Source organism: Kitasatospora sp. NPDC024654 (assembly GCF_055559155.1).
Genome location: NZ_JBVHLF010000072.1, coordinates 4,076 through 21,111 on the forward strand (window position 1 = coordinate 4,076; position 17,036 = coordinate 21,111).

Genomic DNA, 17,036 nt, shown 5'->3' on the forward strand with positions numbered 1-17,036 from the left:
ATTGCCACCTCCTGCTCCGGCGTGTCCCCCACTGTGGCCCCCCCCCCTGGGCGGCGGCCCAACGGCCGTCACGGGAACGGGTGTGGGACCAGGCGCAGCTCGTGATCGGCCAGGTCGGTGGTGCGCAGACCGCCGCGCCGCAGGGCGGTGCGCAACCGGGGCAGTCGCAGGGCACGTTGCCGGGTCCAACCGAAGTCGATCGGCAGCAGGCCCGGCACCACCGTGCACACCGTGCGCAGGCCCAGCCTCCGCTGCTCGGGCGAGGTCTGGTCGACGACGATCACGTCGTGGCCGGCCCTGACCAACTCGTCGCGGCAGAACAGCAGGTCGTCGAGCAGGTCGGTGGAGCGCGGGCGCCGCTCGGCCCAGTCGGCGTAGAGCTCGGTGGCGGGCCGGGCGGGTGCCCGCCGTTCCAGGTAGCTGCCGGCGTACCGGGCCATCCGCGGCAGGCCGAACAGGGCCGCGTGGTCGGGCAGTCGGCGGACGAGGCCGAAGTCCTCGGCCATCGCGGCCAGTTCCGCCGGCCGCTCGCGCACCTGGCCGGGCAGGTGCGGGAGGTAGGTGAGGATCTCGGCGACCGCGGACTCGACGGTGTGCTCCGGGTCGAAGCCCGCGGCCGCCGCGAAGGCCAGCGTCCCAGGCCCGCCGTCGCCCCGCACCGCGAGCGCGGTCACCACCGGGACGGCCAGATCCACCCGGTTGTCGAAGGCGTGCACCTGGTACCCCTGCAGGGTGGCGCGGTCCAGCATCGCCCGCAGGCCCGGGCCGGCGCAGCGGGCGAGGTCGATCTCGGGCAGCGCCGCGTTGCCGTACCAGCCGAGCAGGAAGGCGTCCCGCTCGATGAGTTCGAGCAGGCCGAAGAGGATCGCCTCCTCCAGGCAGCTGCCGATGGCGCAGCCGTTGGAGCACTCGAAGACGAAGCTGTCGGCCGGCACCCCCGCGCTGTAGTGGCAGAGCCGGGCGGGGACGAGGATCGGGCGGTCGTCGCGCAGCGAGTGGCCCTGGACCCACGGGATCGGGCGGTCGGGGTCGAAGGGGCTGAGCATCGGGTCCTCGCGGTAGGTCCGCGGTGCGTACAGGCCGCAGGCGCGCGGGTCCAGCGCGCGGTCGGCCAGGTTGTGGTAGGAGTCGGTCAGCATCGGTGCGGTGCTGCGCCGGTGGGTGCCGGCGTAGCGCTCCAGGCCCTCCAGGAAGGCCAGCGCGCGGCTGGCGCGGAAGGAGTTGGCCTGGCCGCTCCAGGTGACGTCGGTGAGTCCGGCGTAGCCGCGCATGAAGACGCTGCCGGCCACCGGCGCCGTGGTCGGCGAGGTGACGTCGGACCAGGTGCCCGCGCCGAGCACCCCGCAGACCGGGTTGGCCAGCGCGGCGGTGGGCAACGGGTGGGAACCCGCCGGGCGCAGGCGGTGGATGTCCGCGGCCGGCTTGGGGCGGCGGGTGAGTCGGAGCACCGGTTCCCCGGTCGGCGCGGGAGCGTCGGCCGCGGCCGCGCAGGACGGGCAGAGCGGCTCGGCGAGCAGCGGCACGGTCTGCACCCGGAGCGTCTCCAGGTCGAGCCGGGAGACCTGGGGGAGCGCGGCGTCAGCCGCGCTCGGCCGGACCGTGGGGTGGGAGGTCGGCCGGATCGACTTCCCACCCCAGGTGGTGGTGAGCTGGTGCAGGGCCCAGAGGGCGTCGACGGCGTACTCCGGCAGCACCGGCCAGTCGCAGCCCACCACGGTGGTGGCGAGGCCGGTCTCCAGGGCCTCGCGTTCGGTGCGGCTGCGCAACCGCTGCCAGCGGATGGCCAGGCAGGTGCCGCAGGCCGGCGGCGCGTCGGGGGCCCCGCCCCAGGGACCGACCAGGACGGCCTGCCCGGTGAGGTGGACGGTGGCCCTGGCCCGGTACCGCGCCCGGGCGGCGGGCTCGGCGCGCAGCAGATCGGCGCCGCCGAGAACGACGACCAGGGGTGCCGCCGCGTCGCAGGCCGCGGCGCGTTCGGCCAGACGGCGCTCCAGTAGCGCCCGGGCCGCCTCGAAGGGGGCCGCCGGGGCAGCCGCGACGGGAGTGGTCATGTCCGGTTGCTCCAGCGGAAGGTCTTGCCGGCCAGCAGGGCGAAGAGCAGGGCGAAGGCGGCCAGCGCGGCGCAGTCCAGGGCGGGCCGGCCGAACCCGCCGCGCCCGCCGAGGGCGTCGGTGACCCCTTCGTCGAAGTACCGCAGCGGCAGGGCCCGGGAGAGGTGCCGCAACCAGCCGGGCATCAGGTCGATGGGGTAGAACGCGCCGGACAGGAAGGCCATCGGGACCATCACGCAGTTGGCGATCGCGGCCACCGCCTCGGCGGTGCTGGCCAGCGTGCCGACCACCAGGCCGAGGGCGGCGAAGGCGGTGACGCCGAGCACCAGCACCGGCAGGGCGAGTGGCCAGGAGCCGGCGATCACCAGGCCGAAGCCGGCCAGCGCCACGGCGGTGAACAGCACCGCCTGGACCAGGCCGGTGCCGAGGGCCACCGCGTAGCGGGCGCCGAGCACGGAGGCCAGCGGGGTGGGGGTGCGCCAGATGAGCCGCAGCAGGTCGTCGCGGCGCCAGTGCATCAGGGTGAAGGCGACCCCGAACAGCGCCGCGTTGCCGATCCCCCAGGAGAGCACGCCGGGGGCGATGTAGTTGATGTACGACAGGCCGCCGTTGACGGACTGGCCGTGGAAGATCAGCCCGAAGACGACCAGGAAGACCAGGGGGAAGGCGAAGGTGAAGATCACCGAGGTGCGGTCGCGGACGTAGGCGAGGTAACTGGCCCTGGTTACGGCGGTGTAGGCGTTCACGGACGGTGCTCCGTTCCGGTCAGTTCCAGGTAGGCGTCCTCGAGGGTCGCGGTGCGGGTCTGGATCTCGTCCAGGCCGACCAGGTCGCCGAGTGCCACCAGCACCCGGTTGGCGGACCTGGTCGAGATCACCACCTCGCCCGCCTCGACGGTCGCCTGGTCGACCCCGGCCAGCCGCCGCGCGTCCTCGACCGTGATCCGGTGAGCCGGGACGAACAGCCGGGTGGGGGCGGCCAGCGACCTGACCAGGCTCCCGGGACTGTCCACCGCGAGCACGGAACCCCGGGCGATGATCGCCACCCGGTCGCACAGCGCCTCGGCCTCGTCCAGGTGGTGGGTGGTGTAGACGATGGTCCGGCCGTCCCCCTTCAGGGCCCGTAGCACCTCCCACAGCGAGCGCCGGGCGGCCGGGTCGAGGGCGGCGGTCGGCTCGTCCAGGAAGATCAGTTCCGGTTCGTGGATGAGCGCGGTGGCCAGCGCGAGGCGCTGGCGCTGGCCGCCGGAGAGCTGGTCCACCCGGCGGTCGGCCTGCTCCTCGAGGTCCACCAGGGCGAGGGCGCGTCGGGCGGCGGCCGGCTCCAGGCGGTAGAGGGCGGCGACGGTCTCCAGGTGCTCCAGCGCGGTCAGCCGGGTGAAGAAGGCCGAGGTCTGGGTCTGGATGCCGAGTCGCCGCAGCAGCGCGGTCTTCCGGGGCCAGGGCCGCTCTCCCAGCACGTGGACGCTGCCGGCGTCGGGTTGCCGCAGCCCCTCCACGACCTCGACCAGCGTGGTCTTGCCGGCGCCGTTGGGTCCGAGGATGCCGAAGAACTCGCCGCGAGCCACCGTCAGTGAGACGCCGTCGAGCGCCTGCACCCTGCCGTACCGCTTGCTCACGCCGTCGAGCGCGACCGCCGGGTCCGACGGGCTGTCACCTGTACTCATCAGTTGTTCTCTCTCCTTGCTGACATCAGTTCACCGGCCGCTTGCGGTATGCCCGGGTCAGCCGGCCCACCACCCACAGCGCCAGCGCCGCCGCGGCCGCCAGCGCGGGCGCGTACCCGGCGACCGGCCCGAGCCGGACCGGCAGCAGCCGGCCGCTCAGGGGGCCGACGGCGGCGAGCGCGGCGACGGCCAGGGCCGCGCAGCCGAGCGCGTAGCCGCCGTAGACCAGGCGCAGCCGTACGGGGTAGGCACGGACGGTGGCGAACTCCCGGCGCAGCGTGGCGCGAGCCAGCAGGACGGTGAACCGGCGGCTCTCGGTGGCCAGTTGGAGGCAGTCGAGGGCGTGCCCGAGCGCCTTGTAGCCGTCGAGCGGGGGCAACGGGACGAGGTTGGCCAGCGCGAGTGCCGTGCCGAGCGACAGCAGGCCGCCCAGGAAGGGCCTGGCCTGGGCGTGCGCGGGCAGCAGCGCCCAGACGGGGTACCAGGGCAGCAGGAAGACCAGGTTCATCAGGGCCCCGGCCGTGGCGGTGGCGATCTGCTCGCGGCGGCGGGCGAAGAACCGCACGTCCTCCACCTCGCAGTACAGGTAGGTCATCGGGAGCCGCCAGCGCAGGCCGATCTCGGTGACCCGTCCGCCGAAGGCCCGGCCGACCAGTCCGTGGGCGAGTTCGTGCAGCGCGAGGCTCGCCCAGAGCAGGGTGCCGACCGTCAGCAGCGCGACGGGCTGGCGGGTGAGCCGGGCGGTCTCGTCGGTGAGGGTGCCGAGGTGGCCGACGACTCCCGCGAGCAGTGCCGCCACCAGCGTCGACAGGGCGGCCAGGAACCAGCGTTGGCGGGCGGGACCGCTCGCCCGGTACAGCCGCTCCAGCAGGGCGGGTGCGTCGGCGACCAGCCGCACCCGGCCGGCGAGCACGGTCGAGGGGTTCTGCTCGGGCGGCGCCTGCGGCGCGGGCGGCGGGGCGTCGGCCAGCAGTCCCCGGGCGTACAGCAGACCCAGCATCTGCTGCCACTGCGGCTCACCGAGCCGGGCCCGGAACCGCTGGGCGTACTGCTCGCCGATCTCGGCCAGTGAGCGGGTGCCGTCCAGCCGGGCGATGATGAAGTGCTCCTTCACCCCGACCTCCAGCCGGCGGTGGCTCGCCGGGTCCCACACCAGGTGGACGGGGACGGCGCCGCGCCACAGCGGCCGGCTGGTCCGAAGCTCGGGGCGGATCTTCGGGCGCAGGCCGAGCAGATGGTGTCCGCTCACGGCGTCACCGCGGGCTGCGGCTCGCGCAGGGCGCGGGCCAGGATGTAGGAGAGGTACGCCTCGTCGCGCACGGTCACCGAGAGGCGGTTGTTGGTCATGTGCGCGTACGGGGCGAGCAGCATCGGCAGTGCCTGCGCGGGGTCGGTGACGGTGAGGTCGCGGCTGCCGTCCCAGGAGCGGAAGACCAGCTCGCCCCCGCGGGTCAGGTCGGTCGCCCGCTCGCGCAGTTCCAGGCAGTGCTCGGCCCAGCCGCGCAGCAGGCTCGGCAGCCGGTCCGGGGACTCGGCCGCGACTGCCGCGCGGATCGTCCGGAAGCGGCCCGGCAGGCTGTCGCCGGTGCTGCGGTAGGCCCGGTCGTAGCCCCGCTGGGCGGTGTAGTCGGTGCCCTCGAACGCCCGGTTCCAGAAGGCGTGGTAGCGGTCGAGGAAGGCCAGCAGGGCGTCCTGCTCGGGCAGGAGGCAGGCGGACGTGGTCATCATCAGCTGGGCGGCGAGCCCCAGCACCACCGTGCGCAGGTGCAGGTTCATCGTCCGGGTGACCTCGACGACCAGATCGCTGGAGCGCTGGAAGTGCCACTCGGCGAGCGCGACCCCGGCCGGGCCGCCGTACTTGCCGTACTCGGGCTCGTACGGTTCGACGCTGAAGGTGTTGTTCTCCCGCAGCCGCATGCGGCCGTCCGGGCCGAGCAGGCGCTCGCGGTCCTCCTCGCGGTACTCCAGCTCGAAGAGGGTGTTGTAGAGCTCGGCGAAGAAGCTGTCCTTCACCTCGTAGAGAGCCGGGCGGTGGCGCAGGAAGTGCGCCACGGCCGCCTCGGCGCGCTCGCGCACCCGGTCGGCCGCGGCGGGGGAGGAGGGACGCAGGCGCAGGCGCAGATGCGGACCCTCCAGCCAGTAGTTGATGAAGAAGTACCCGGCGAGCAGGCCCTCGGCGGTCAGCTCCGCGACCAGCGGCCGGACGCACTGGAGCAGCAGCGGGCGCGGGCTGGCGGCGTAGAAGACGTGCAGGGCCAGCCAGTCGCCGGGGGTGGTTTCGGGCGTGGTCGGGTCGGTCGGTCGGTCAGTCAAGGCTCGGCTCTCCTCGCCGCTGCTCGGGCGCGGCGGCCCCCGCGCGGGGAACGATCTCCAGGGCCAGTTCGGCGACGTGGCGGCCGTGGGCGGAGCGCACGTGCAGGGCGTCCTCGCCCGGCAGCATCTCCTCCAGCACGAGCCGGGCCGGACCGCCGGCCAGCAGCCCGTCCAGCGCCAGCAGCGAGAGCGGGCTGGCGAAGTCGACGTACTGCGGTTTGGCGGTGCCGAGCCGGGAGCCGGTCTCCGGGCGCTCGGGGTGCACCCGGACGAAGACCTCGGTGGGCAGAGCGTGCCGGCGCCGCCAGCGCTGCCACTGCAGGAAGCGCTCCGACTCGCTTTCGCCCGGCTGGAGTTCGGGCAGTGCCGAGGCTTCGGCGGTCCAACTGCGCCGGTGCAGGACGAGGCTGCCGTGGCGCACCCTCGGGCGCCGGGTGACGCCCCGGGTGGCGGGCCCCGCGGGCACGCCGCGCCACAGCTCCGGGGTCACCCGCGAGGTCGGCGAGAAGAGCAGCAGGCTGCGCGGGATCTCGGGCAGCACCATCGGGACGAGGTAGCCGAGGTAGAGCGGTACCACCTCGACGCCCAGCCGTCGCGAGCGCAGCACCAGCCGGTCGGCGGCCGGGTCGTGCTCGACGTACAGGTCGTCGAGGTGGATGCGGGCGGAGGCGGGCGCGGTGCTGGTCTCGCCGGGACAGACCAGCTCGTAGTCGGTCAGCCGGGCGTGCAGGTTGAGGTTGGTGGTCGCCGAGCCGGCGGTCACCTCGGCGAAGACCGCGCCCTCCGGCTGGGCGTCGCGCAGCGTGGCGCGCAGCGCGGTGGGCAGTCCGCCGCCGTCGGCGTCCTCGAAGCAGTGGGTGAAGCGGGTGAAGGGGAAGCAGAGGCCGCCGTAGGAGTGGTTGAGCACCACCAGCGGATCGCCGGCGCCGCGGGCCAGTTGGACGAAGTGGCTGTGCGCCGCGAACCCGCCGCCCAGCGGGGCGAGTTCGGCGGCGACGGCGGCGAGGTCGGCCTCGTCGAGCGCCAGCTCCTCGGCATCCTCGGCCAGTCCTTGTGACAACTCGCGCATCCGCCGGGCCAGTTCGGCCCGCGAGCGGTCGAGGGCGGTGAGTTCCGGCAGGCCCAGCCAGTTCTCCTCCGGCGGGTAGCCGTCGTCCGCGCCGCGGGCCGGCTTGAGCGCGGTGAACTGGAGGTACTGGTTGAAGATGTCCTCGTGGAAGTCGTGTACCAGCTGGAGCAGGTCCTCGCAGCGCCCGCCCCGGCCGTGCCGGGCGAGGAAGAAGCCCTTCAGGGTGAGCCGTTGGGCCAGGGCGAGGTCGAAGGCCGGCAGGATCCGGGCGAGCGAGCGCAGTGGCCGGGCCGCCAGCTCCGCCCAGGCGGCCGGGTCGGCGGTCAACTCGCCCGCGGCGACGTCCTCGTAGAGCAGGGTCTGCGGGGGTGCCACCTGCGTACCACCCAACTCGCTTTGGATGGATGCCAGTTCACTGCGGATCTCGGTGAGCAGCGCCCGCCGGGTCGGGACGTCGCCCTCGGGGTAGCGCGCGATCGCCGCGCGTGGTGCCGCCAGACGGTCGGCGATCCGCCCGGCCCACGGTCGCTCGACCGCGCGCAGCGCGTCCTGGAAGGAGCGCAGCGGGTCGGCGGTGTGTACGTCCGTGGCGAGGGTGGGAAGTTGCAGGATGCCGATGTCCAGCAAGGCGGCGAGATAGCGCTCGGCGTCCTCGGCGCTCGCGTCGGTGTCGGTGTGGAGCGCGGCCACGAGATCGCCGTGACGGATCAGCGGCCGGCTCCGGAAGAGGTCCAGCAGCCGCTCCAGGGCTCCGCTGAGGCGGAGGAAGAACAGCCGGTCCCGGGCCGCGTCGAAGCTCACCGGGGCGCTGTCGTCGCCGGCGGTCACCGAGCGCCGCACGTAGCGGACCCGGTCCTCGGTCAACTCCCAGCCGGAGGCGAGCGCCACCGGCAGGTCGCGTCGGCGCAGCGGGTCGGCGGCGATGAGTTCGGCGAGCCGGGCCAGCACCACGACGTTCAGCCGGGGGTGGCTGTCGCGCCCGGCGCCGAGGAACAGTCCGGTCGGGTCGGTACCGTCCGCCGCCGCCTCGAAGGTACCGGCCGCGACCGGTGTGAAGGTGCTGAACGGGCTGGTCTTGCAGGCCGTTCGGTACAGGTAGGACAGCAGCGACCGCTCCATCTTGCGGCCGCGCCGGTCCGGGGGCGCGCCCGGCGGCCCGAGCCGGTCGTCCAGCCGGCTCTCCAGGGACGGCGAGGCGAGCAGCAGGCCGAGGCGCAGCTCGTCGAGCCCGGCCAGGCGACGCAACTCGGCCCGGGTGCGGACCAGTTCGCGCTCGAAGGCGGCCCCTCCGGCGGACCGCAGGTCGGTCAGGGAGCGGCGGGCGCGCAGCCACCGCGACAGCGACGCGCCGACCTCGGCTGCCAGCCCCTCGACCAGGGTGAGGTCCTCGGCGGGCGCGTCGGGCAGCCGGTTGTTGAACACCCGCCGGCGCACGGCGAGCAACCGGCGCCGCTGCCCGGTGTCCGGAGCGGTCCGCACCAGTTCCGAGAGCGGCTCACTGAGCCGGGCGCCGAGTTCGGTGAGCCGCTCCTCCTCCGCCAGCAGTCGCTCGGCCCAGCCGAACACCTCCGGTGAGCGCAGGCCGTGTACCGCCTCGACGGGCAGCCCGGCGACCCGCAGCATGAAGCGTGGCCCGAGGCCCAGGTGCGGATCGGTCCGGGGCCGGGGGATTTCCGTGCTGGTCAACCGTTCCTCCACCGGTTCAGGCGATCGTGTGGTCGAAGTCGGCCGGGCCGCGGTGCTCCTGCCCGACCATCATGATCAGCAACGGCAGTTCGCCGTCCGCCAGACCGAGCCACTCGGCGTAGGAGACGCCGTCGAAGCCGAGCGCCACCCCGCAGGCCAGCCCGGCCGCCGGGGCCGCCGTGTAGAGGGCCTGCGCGCTCGCGCCGACGGCGGCGTTCACCAGCCGCAGGCCGCGGTCGCCGACGGCGTCCAGCACGGCCGGGGTGGGCGCCGTGACCGTGATCACCGCGCCGGCCTGCTCCAGGTTGTAGTTGCCCAGGAAGTAGTTCCGCTGCAGGAACCAACCCTGCGGGCCGGGTCGGACCGGTCGCAGCGAGCCGTCCGACGGCTGGTACGCGTAGGCCCCGGCGGGCACCCCGGCAACGTGGTTGACGAGGACGTGGAGCCGGGTCAGCGACGCCTCGCCGGGGCTCTCCGCACAGGTGCGCAGGTGGCCCGCCGCGGCGGCCGCGGCGAGGGCGGTCGACAGCTGGGCGGCGGTCATCGGCGGGTTCGCGGTGAACCGTCCGAAGCTGCTGCGCCTGGCCCGCAGCGCTGCCCGGACGCCCAGGGCCAGCGGTCGCGGTGCCGGCAGGGGGACCGGCTCACCGTGGGCCCGCTCCGGCCCGGCCGGCGCATGCAGTGCCGCGTCCAGGACGCCGGTCGCCGGACGGTCCGCGGCGCCGTCGAGGGTGGCCGCGTGGAGGCGCCGCACGGTTTCGAAGGTGCGGACCGTCCGCGAGCGCTCCTGGTCGATCGCCCGCACCCGTGCCGTGCCGGGAACGTCCCGGGGTGTCCCGGGCCCGCTCGCGCCGGGCGGCCCTTCCCAGCGCAACGGGACGACGGCGAACACGCCCTCCTGGTCCGACCGCAGGCCGAGCAGACGGCCGAGGCGCTCCTCGTCGAACCAGAGCGCGGCGCCGAGGTGCAGGCCCTGGGCGCCGGCCCAGATCCGCCAGGTCTCCAGCAGCGCGCCGACGTCCATGGTGACCGCGTGGTACGAGAAGCTGTTGTACTTGAAGGCGTTCTGCCAGAACTTGATCGTGAGCACCAGGAACTGGTCGCTCTCCGCTCCGAAGTCGCCCAGGGCCGCCCGCACTTCGGTGGTCACGTCGCCCGCCAGCAGCCGCCGCATCGAGTGGTGCGGTGTCGCGTAGTGGTAGACGCCGGGGAGGAGGGGACCACCGGCCCCGCAGACCCAGTGGACGCCGATCGGGTACAGGCCGCCGCCGGAGGCGGTGCCGCGTGACCAGTTGGCATGCGGGTAGAGCGGCAGCGAACCGAGGTCCGAGTTGGCCTGCACGGCGAGCCGGCGTCCGGTCAGCCCGTAGGAGTCCCTGAGCATGCCGCCGAGCAGCGGGAGGGTGAACCCGCCCTCGCCACCCGGTCCGAACAGGCCGCGCTGGACGCTCGCGGAAGCGTCGGGTGCGCGGTCCGGCAGCGGGAAGTGCGGCGCGCCGGGGAAGTACTTGTCCTTCCTGGGGCGGTCGGCCCAGTCCGGCACGAAGTCCGCGGGTTCCATCGGGGCCCGGCCCCGCCACAGCACCGCGGCCGCGTACTCGTGGGCGTAGCCCATGGTGATCCTCTCCGGTACGTCTCGTGTTCCGACTACGCGGGGCCTCGGGAAAGGCTCGGGGGTGAACTCAAGGGAACTCAAGGGAAGGGGTGCGGCGCGGGGTTGAGCTCGTCCGCCCGCAGGTCGCGCTCGCGCAGACCGGCCTCGCGGGGAGCGGTCCGCAGCCGGGGCATGGTCAGGGCCCGCTGGCGGCGCCAGCCGAAGTCGATCGGCAGCAGACCGGGAACGAGCACACTGACGGTACTCAGGCCCAGCCCGCGCTGCTCGGGCATGGTCTGGTCGACCACGACGACGTCGAAACCGGCCGCGGTCACCGCGGCGACGCTGCGCCGCAGGTCCTCGCGGAGGTCGTCGGACGGCCCGAGCGACCCGGCGGCGAGCCGGTGCAGCGGGGCCGGCTCGCCGCCGTCCCGCAGCAGGAAGTCGGCGTACCGGGCCATCTCGGGCAGTCCGTACAGCAGCGGATGGTCGTGCAGTACCCGCACCTGGTCGAAGTCCTCGGCCATCGCCCGCAGTCTCCGCTCCTCCCGGGCGGTGCGGCGGCGCAGGTTGACCGCGTCGGTGGCGATCTCGCACAGGCCGGCCCAGAGCGCCGTCTCCGGGTCCAGGCTCGCGCCGGCGCCGAAGCAGAGCCGGCCCGGTCCGCCGTCGATCCGCTCCGCGACGGCGGTCACCACCGGGATCGGGAAGCCGATCCGGGTGTCGAAGAAGCGCGCCCGGTAGCCGTACATCTCCAACCGGTCCACCGCCGCCCGGGTTTCGGGCCTGGCGCTGGTGGCGGCGTCGAGTTCGGGCAGCGTGAGCCTGCCGTACCAGGCGAGCAGGAAGGCGTCCCGCTCGATCGCCTCCATCAGCCCGTGGTAGATCGCCTCCTCCAGGCAGCCGCCGGAGGCGCAGCCGTTGGAGCTCTCCTGGACGAAACGATTCTCCACCCCGCCGGGCGCGTGGTAGTACGTCAGGATCTCGGGGACCAGCACGGCCCGGTCGTCGCGCAGCGACCAGCCCCAGACCCAGGGGATCGGCCGGGTCGGCGAGAACGGCCGGACACCCGGCTCGCGTAGGTGGAACTCCGCCGGGTAGAGACCGCAGACCCGGGGGTCGAGCGCCCGGTCGCCGAGCTCGTCGAACGCGGCGACCACCGTGGTCCGCTTCCCGCGCGCCCGCATCCCGGCGAACCGCTCCAGCCCCTCCAGCAGACCGACCTCGGTGCTGGTCCGGTAGGCGGCGGTGTGGCCTCCCCAGAAGCACTCCCGCAGGTAGTCGCCGGAGCGCATGGTGAAGCAGCCGACCGTGGTGGAGGTCGAGGTGGACACCAGATCGGGGACCACCGAGGGGCCGAGCATCCCGGCCACGGGATTGACGAACGCCGCCGGCGACAGCCGGTACTCCTCGATCGCGCGCTGCCGGAAGACCTCGCGCGCCCGTTTGGGCCTGCTCACCGGCTCGATCCTGGCGGACTCGGCACTGTCCTCGGTGCGCAGGTCGCACCGGGGGCACTCCGCGTCCGGGAGCAGCGGAAAGCCGCTGACCCGCAGCGTCTCCAGGTCGAGGAGGTGGATGGCACGCGATCGCTCCTCAGCTCCGCCCTCACCCCCGGCCCCCGGGCGCCGGCCGCGTTCCGCGCGGGCCGCCAGCAGCGCGGCCAGCGCGTCGGCGAGGAACGGCACCGCCCACGGCGGGCTGCCCACCGCCCTGGTGTCGCCGCCCAGTTCGAGCGCGTCGCGCAGCGGCCCCGAGCGGACCGCCTGCCAGCGCCGGGCCAGACAGCGCGGGCAGGGCGAAGCCGACCCGGTGGTCCCGGGCTGGTCGCCCGGGCCGACGATCGCGTGGTGACCGTAGAGGTGCACGGACCCGGCCCGGCCCGCGCCCGGCACGCCCCCGTCCACCGCGAGTTCGTCCCGGGCGCCGAGCATCGCCAGCTCGACCGGGGGAACCTGACGGGCGGTCAGTTCGTGCGCCAGCGCGCCGAGGGCCTCCGCCCACGGGCCGGTGTAGGACGGGCCGGACGGGCCGGAGCGGACGTCAGCACGCATCCGACGACCCGTCGGTGAGCAGGACCTTGACCACCTCGACCCGGCCCGCGCGCAGATCGGCCGAGCCGGCCGGGGCCACCAGGACGTCCCTCCCGTCGGCCCGGAGCCGCTTCAACACCTGTGGCCAGTCGAGGTCGGGATCGGGTCCGGCCGTCGCACCGCCGGCGACGGTCAGCACGGCCGGGTCCAGGTCGCCGATCAGCGGGTCGCCCGGATCGGCCGGCGCGCCGGGGACCGGGGCCGTACCGGGGGCCGGGGCGGTGCCGGCGGCCGGGTCGCGGTCCAGCTGGGCCGCGCCGAGGAGGTCCCGTACCGCCTCCAGCACGGCCTGCCGAAGGCCGAGGCCGCTGCCGAGCGTCCAGCGGTACCGGTCCGTCCCCGGATCGGTGGCCCGCGCCAGCACCACCGGCAGCGGCTCGTCCTCGTCGCCGAGTCGGAGCAGTTCCAGTGCCTGGCCGAGGTTCGCGGCCGAGCGGGCGAGGAAGGTGAGTTCGCCGTCCCGCCGGAGCAGCTCCGCCGGTACGGCGGCCGGTTCGGTCCTGCCGCGCAGCGCGGCGCGCAGCGCGTCGTACCCGAGCGCGGTGCGCAGGCCGCGCGCGGTCGCCTCGGCGAGCGAGCCACCCGCGCCGGTACCGGCGGCCGTGGCCTCGAAGGCCCGGTCCCGGTTGTGCGGACCGAAGGTGCGCAGCGCGGCGGCGGGTACCAGCAACCGCTCGCCGGTCAGCAACGAGGTCGCCGGGCACCAGTCCGGGACCGCACCGGCCGGCAGGCCGCTGGCGGTGCTCAGCGACTCCGGACGGATCCTCCGCCCGTCCGCGCCGCGACCGGCCACGGCGGGCGGGACCACGTGCTCGGTGTAGACCTCGGCCGCCCGGTACAGCGCGCGCAGCCGCGCCCCCGCCACATGGTGCAGGTCGGAGGCCGAGATCTCCCGGCGTGCGCCGGGGCCGAGGTGCAGGCTCACCGTGCTGACCTTCAGCGGGGTCTGCTGCCAGGCGTCGTCGGCGAAGCCGCCGAACACCCCGGCGTGGCGGCCGACCAGGACCGCGCGGGCGTCCAGCTCGGCCAGGGCCGCCTCGGCCGCCCCCTCCTCCGCCGCGCCGTCGGCCGGTGGCAGGTCGGCCGGGTCCGCTGCCGGGAGCTCGATGCCGGTGACGTCCACGGCGGCGGCCGGGTCGGGTTCGCCGGCGGCCGACGGCGCGGCGCAGCGCGGGCAGCGCGGGTGCGGCAGCAGCGGCTCACCGACGACGTCCAGCGAGTCCAGGTCCTGCACGAGCAGGCGGCCGTCGGTCTCGGCCGGCAGCGCACCGGTGGTGAGCCGGAAGACCTCGTAGCCGAGCAGGTTGCCGAGCATCGCGGCGAGCGGCCGGCTGGGTGCCGGATCGCTCGAGGTCAGCGGCGCGAGCGGGGCGAGGGCGCTCCACAGTTCGGCCGCGTGGTCCGGGAAGGCGTTGGCGCCCAGGCGCAGCGCCGCGCACACCCAGCAGCCGGCACGGTCCCGGGACATCAGCGGACCGATCACCGCGCTGCCGCCGATCGTCCAGGCCGGCAGGAGCCGGCGGCCGGCCGGAATCCCCGCTTCCAGCAGGCGGACGGTCCGTCGTGGGGCGGCCGGGCCGGTCACCAGCACCACGTCGAACCCGTCGAGCTCCGCCCAGCCCGGGCCGAGGCCCGCGGCACCGTCCCGCGGGGGAGCGTCCGGGGAACCGGTCGGCAGGGTGCTGACGGTCACCGGGCAGCCGGCCCCGGTGGCGGCCGTCTCGGCCTCGATCTCCGCGAAGCCGTCGAGCTCGGCCAGGCCGGGCAGCACGCCGACCGTCGCACAGCCGTTGCGGATCAGGCTGAGTACGCACCAGCGGGCGAGTTCGTCCTCGCCGACGACGGCGACCCGGCTTTCCCGGAAGCGCCGGAAGCGTTCCGCGGCCTCGCCCACGTAGTGGTCGACGTACGCGATCTGCGGGCCGAAGCGTGTGGTGACCTCGGGGGAGAGCAGCGGACCGGGGTCGGGTTCGGGCCCCGCGTCGCGGGCGAATCCACGGTGGTAGAGGGCGCGGACCAGCTCGGTGACCATGCTGCGTTGCGTTTCGCCGAGTCCCTGGCAGAGCTCCGCCACGCTGTGCCGTCCGTTGAGGTGCGGCACGATCAGGGAGGCGAAGTGGTACGCGTCCTTGGTGGTGAGGCTGAATCCGCCGTGGGCGTTGTGGAAGAGCACCCCGGTGGGTGTCCGGGTGTACAGCACGTCGCGCCGGATCCGCGGCCGGCTGTCGGCGATCTCCTCGTACGGGGCCATGTCCCTCACACCTCGGTGGTACGCAACGGGGCGGCTGACTGCCGCGGGGCGGGGGCTCCGTCGGCGGAGCCACTGGTCCTGGTGGTGCGCGACTCCACCGGCGCGCGGGCCCAACTGCCCGATGCCGCACGGGTGAAGACCTGGAGCAGCTCGTGCATGCGGTAGTGCCCGGGTGGCCCCTCCGCCAGGAGTCCGGCCTGTACCAGGCTCGCCAGCACCAGTTCCCCGGTGGCGGATTCGGCCGTCGCGGCCGTGACGGGATCGGCGGCCGGGGCAGAGGTCGCGGCGGGATCGGGGCCGGGTTCGAACGCGAGCCCCCGCCCGGTCGGGGCGGCGCGCCGGAGATCGGCGGCGGATGTCCCGTCCGACAGCGGTTCACCACGCAGGACGGCGATTTGCAGACGTTGCAGGGCGGGTCCCGGGTCGACTCCGAGCTCGTCGAGCAGGTGGTCGCGGACCCGGCGGTACTCGGCGAGAGCCTCCGCGCGACGGCCGGTCCGGTACAGGGCCTCGATGAGCTGCTCCCAGAAGCGCTCGTGTATCGGGTGCGATCTGGCGACCGACCAGAGTTCGGCCAGTACCTCGCGACAACGCCCCAGGGCGAGTTCGATGTCGTAGATCCGTTCGGCGGTTCTGAGCCACTCCTCGGCGAGCCGGGGCACCTCCTCGCGGTGCAGTGCGTCGGAGTGGACGTTGCCGAGGACGGGAGGCTGCCAGAGCGTCAACGCCGAGCGGAGCAGCGGGAGTTCAGCTTCGGAGTCGGTGGCCCGGTCCGCCCGTCCGAGCAGCTCGCGGAACTCCAGCAGGTCGAGGGTGGCGGCGTCGGCAGCCATCCGGTATCCGCCGGGCAGCGCCTCGATGGTACTGCCGGAGACGCCGTACTTGGCGAAGAGCCTGCGCAGCCGCAGGACACAGGAGTGCAGCGCCGCCTTCGCCGTCGCCGGGGTCTCCTCGCCCCAGATGGCGCGTTGCAACGCCTCGACGGACACCACCGAGTTGGGGCGGACCAGCAGTGCGGCAAGCAGCGTCGCCGGTTTGGAGGGCTGGAGCACCGCGGTCTCCCGACGGTCCGCGATGGCCAGCAGTCCGAGAACGGTGAACCGGGTGGATTCGCCACCCTGCACGGTCTCGACCACGCCCACGCATCCCTCCGATCACCGCGTCCACGAGCCCTGCGGACCACGCCCGCCCGAACGTACGGCTGGTGTTCGATCAAGTCAACGATGGGAGACAGTATTTGAATGAACATTGCGGAACGGATCATCGTCTCCCCGGCCCGCTTCCCCAACGCCACAAGCAACAGGCCGGCCCCGCCGCTCTCGGCGGGGCCGGAACCCGACACCGTCGTCAGTCTTCTAGAAGCCCCTGCGCACGCCCCCGTCGATCGACAGCATCACGCCCGTCAGGTACGACGCGGCGGGCGACAGCAGGAAAGCGGCGCTCCGGCCGAACTCGTCCGGGGTTCCGTAGCGGCGAAGAGGAACGTCGGCGGTCGCCCGGGCGCGGGCGGCGTCGGCGTCGCCGGCCCGCGCGTCGAGTTCGCGCACCCGGTCGGTTTCGATGTGAGCGGGCACGAGGCCGACGACGCGGATGCCCCGGGGACCCAGCTCGTTCGAGAGGTTCTTCGCGTAGCCGGCCAGGCCCGGCCGCAGGGCGTTGGAGATCGCGAGGCCGGGAATCGGCTCGTACACGGAGCTGGAGAGGACGAATCCGATGACACCTCCGTCGTCCAGCTCCGCCGCGACGGCGCGGGACAGCCGAACCGCACCGAGGAAGACCGACTCGAAGGCGGCGCGCCACTGGTCGTCGTCGATGTCGTCCGAGCTACCCGCCGGCGGCCCGCCGACGCTGATCAGCACCCCGTCCAGCCGCTCGAAGGCGTCGCGGGCCGCGCCGATCAGCCGGGCCGGGGTGTCGGTGTCGGCGTTGTCGGCCACCACACCGACCACCCGTCCCGGACCGCCGAGCTCCGCCTCAGCCGTGGCCACCGACCGCTCGCCGCGACCGCTGACGACCACCCTCGCGCCGTCCGCCACCAGTTCGCGGGCGGCGGCCCTGCCCAGCCCCCGGGTGCCACCGGTGACGATGTACACCCGATCCTTCAGTCCGAAGTCCACGACTGCCTCCTGTCCGATCGCGCGGGCCGCGATGGGCTCACAGCATCGCCTTCCGGGGGCGTGGGCACCACCGTCGCCGCTCCCCGTGTCGCCGACACCCGGAGCCGGCGCGCCGGTCCGGTCCTGCTCGACGAACGCGTCCCCGTCGCGGAGCGCCCGGGCCGCTGGAGCGTCCCCGGCGATGCCGTCGACCGTG

The 17,036-nt window shown here is 74.4% G+C and carries 11 protein-coding genes; all 11 read right to left on the reverse strand.

Translation table 11 applies throughout. The annotated features are described in order from the left end of the window. Positions 1-68: 68 nt before the first annotated feature. Positions 69-2,051, reverse strand: a complete 1,983-nt coding sequence (locus tag ACZ38L_RS30320; protein WP_465699223.1) for a TOMM precursor leader peptide-binding protein — start codon at positions 2,049-2,051, stop codon at positions 69-71. Next, complete coding sequence (locus ACZ38L_RS30325) at positions 2,048-2,797, reverse strand: ABC transporter permease (protein WP_465699225.1); 750 nt, start codon at positions 2,795-2,797, stop codon at positions 2,048-2,050. Before ACZ38L_RS30325 ends, ACZ38L_RS30320 begins: the two co-directional genes overlap by 4 nt. Then, positions 2,794-3,717: an ABC transporter ATP-binding protein gene (locus ACZ38L_RS30330; RefSeq protein ID WP_465699227.1), complete on the reverse strand. Its 924-nt coding sequence runs from the start codon at positions 3,715-3,717 to the stop codon at positions 2,794-2,796. Before ACZ38L_RS30330 ends, ACZ38L_RS30325 begins: the two co-directional genes overlap by 4 nt. Positions 3,718-3,742: 25 nt before the next feature. After that, positions 3,743-4,966 carry a metalloprotease gene (locus ACZ38L_RS30335; RefSeq protein ID WP_465699229.1) on the reverse strand — a complete coding sequence of 408 codons (1,224 nt, stop codon included), beginning with the start codon at positions 4,964-4,966 and terminating at the stop codon, positions 3,743-3,745. Then, positions 4,963-6,030: a lantibiotic dehydratase C-terminal domain-containing protein gene (locus ACZ38L_RS30340; protein WP_465699232.1), complete on the reverse strand. Its 1,068-nt coding sequence runs from the start codon at positions 6,028-6,030 to the stop codon at positions 4,963-4,965. The genes ACZ38L_RS30335 and ACZ38L_RS30340 overlap by 4 nt, the downstream gene beginning before the upstream one ends. Beyond that, a complete protein-coding gene (locus ACZ38L_RS30345) occupies positions 6,023-8,722 on the reverse strand; it encodes a lantibiotic dehydratase (RefSeq protein WP_465699272.1) in 2,700 nt (899 codons plus the stop codon). Before ACZ38L_RS30345 ends, ACZ38L_RS30340 begins: the two co-directional genes overlap by 8 nt. A gap of 79 nt (positions 8,723-8,801) precedes the next feature. Further along, positions 8,802-10,400, reverse strand: coding sequence for a nitroreductase family protein (locus ACZ38L_RS30350; protein WP_465699234.1), 1,599 nt, complete (start codon positions 10,398-10,400; stop codon positions 8,802-8,804). Between the two features lie 77 nt (positions 10,401-10,477). Then, a complete protein-coding gene (locus tag ACZ38L_RS30355) occupies positions 10,478-12,433 on the reverse strand; it encodes a TOMM precursor leader peptide-binding protein (protein ID WP_465699236.1) in 1,956 nt (651 codons plus the stop codon). Further along, complete coding sequence (locus tag ACZ38L_RS30360) at positions 12,423-14,723, reverse strand: TOMM precursor leader peptide-binding protein (protein WP_465699238.1); 2,301 nt, start codon at positions 14,721-14,723, stop codon at positions 12,423-12,425. Before ACZ38L_RS30360 ends, ACZ38L_RS30355 begins: the two co-directional genes overlap by 11 nt. A 5-nt stretch (positions 14,724-14,728) precedes the next feature. Further along, positions 14,729-15,859: an AfsR/SARP family transcriptional regulator gene (locus tag ACZ38L_RS30365; protein WP_465699241.1), complete on the reverse strand. Its 1,131-nt coding sequence runs from the start codon at positions 15,857-15,859 to the stop codon at positions 14,729-14,731. A gap of 219 nt (positions 15,860-16,078) precedes the next feature. Further along, positions 16,079-16,840, reverse strand: a complete 762-nt coding sequence (locus ACZ38L_RS30370) for an SDR family oxidoreductase (protein ID WP_465699243.1) — start codon at positions 16,838-16,840, stop codon at positions 16,079-16,081. Between the last annotated feature and the right edge of the window lie 196 nt (positions 16,841-17,036).